This window comes from Shewanella sp. 8A (genome assembly GCF_023475945.1).
Taxonomy (GTDB): Bacteria; Pseudomonadota; Gammaproteobacteria; order Enterobacterales; family Shewanellaceae; genus Shewanella; species Shewanella xiamenensis.
Window position 1 is genome coordinate 1 of record NZ_JAMDJP010000081.1, and the last position, 1,244, is coordinate 1,244.

At 47.6% G+C, this 1,244-nt stretch carries 1 protein-coding gene; it reads left to right on the forward strand.

All coding sequences use genetic code 11. The features are described from left to right. Positions 1–63 precede the first annotated feature (63 nt). Positions 64–1,214 (forward strand): IS3 family transposase gene (locus M0413_RS22580; protein ID WP_249555739.1). Its coding sequence is split into 2 segments (ribosomal slippage): positions 64–307 and positions 307–1,214, totalling 1,152 coding nucleotides; the frame shifts between segments, so codons are not numbered across the junction. The last annotated feature ends 30 nt before the right edge of the window (positions 1,215–1,244 follow it).

The following is a 1,244-nucleotide window of genomic DNA, read 5'->3' on the forward strand; positions in this document are numbered from 1 at the left end:
TGATCCGATCCGGTACTTTTGGACATCTCGCTAAGTGAGTAAACTCGCTTATTGAGGTGAAGTATGTCAACAAAGAAACCCCGCAAGATCCATACGCAAGAATTTAAAGCCGAAGCACTGAAGCTCGCTCAGAAGATTGGTGTAGCCGCCGCAGCGCGTGAGCTTAATCTTTACGAGTCACAGCTCTACAATTGGCGCTCTAGTGCCGAGAAAAAATCCAATACCACGTCTAGAGAGGCAGAACTTGCTGCCGAGGTCGCAAGGCTTAAACGCCAACTTGCTGAACAAGCGGAAGATTTGGCCATCCTAAAAAAGGCGGCTACCTACTTCGCGAAGAACCAAAAGTAGCCAGATTTGAGTTCATCCTTGAGCATCAGCACCGCTTTTCTCTCAAGCGAATGGTAGAGGTGCTCAAGGTGTCGCGTAGTGGGTATTACACCTGGCGGCAGAACGGCATGACGCTGAGCCCAAGAGCGATTAAGCGTGCGGCCCGTGATGTACTGATTAAAGCGTCTTTTGACGATTCCAAGAAGCGCAATGGCGCACGGCGTATTCAGCAAGATTTAGCGGATAATGACTGTAAGGCGGACATCAAAACTATTATGGACAGCATGTCTCGACAGTGTTTAGTGCCAAAGGCTGCGAAGAAATTTAAGGTAACTACCGACAGCAACCACAAGCATCCTGTCGCGCCTAATTTGCTAGAGCAGAACTTTACTGCAAATGCGCCGAACCTGAAGTGGGCTGGCGACATCACGTATCTGTACACCAACGAAGGGTGGCTCTATCTGGCTGTAATTATTGACCTTTACTCTCGCACAGTGGTGGGTTGGTCGATGGCAAGTAGGATGACATCGGAGCTTGTTTGTGACGCTTTGAGGATGGCATTATTCCGCCGCAGCTTTCCTACTGGCGTGATTGTCCATAGCGACAGAGGCAGCCAATACTGCGCAAACGATTACCGTGCTTTGCTTCAGAAACATCAGTTAGTACAAAGCATGAGCCGTAAGGGAAATTGTTGGGATAATGCTTGCGTGGAAAGCTTCTTTCACACATTAAAGGTTGAAGCGCTGCAAGAGGAACCGCTCATGACACGAGAGCAAATGAGACAAGCGATATTTGAGTATATTGAAGTTGATTACAATCGAACCAGACGGCATAGTGCTCTTGGGTACTTAAGCCCTGAAAACTTTGAATTAAAAAATAGTGCTTAGCAAAGTGTCCACTATTACTGGATCAGATCA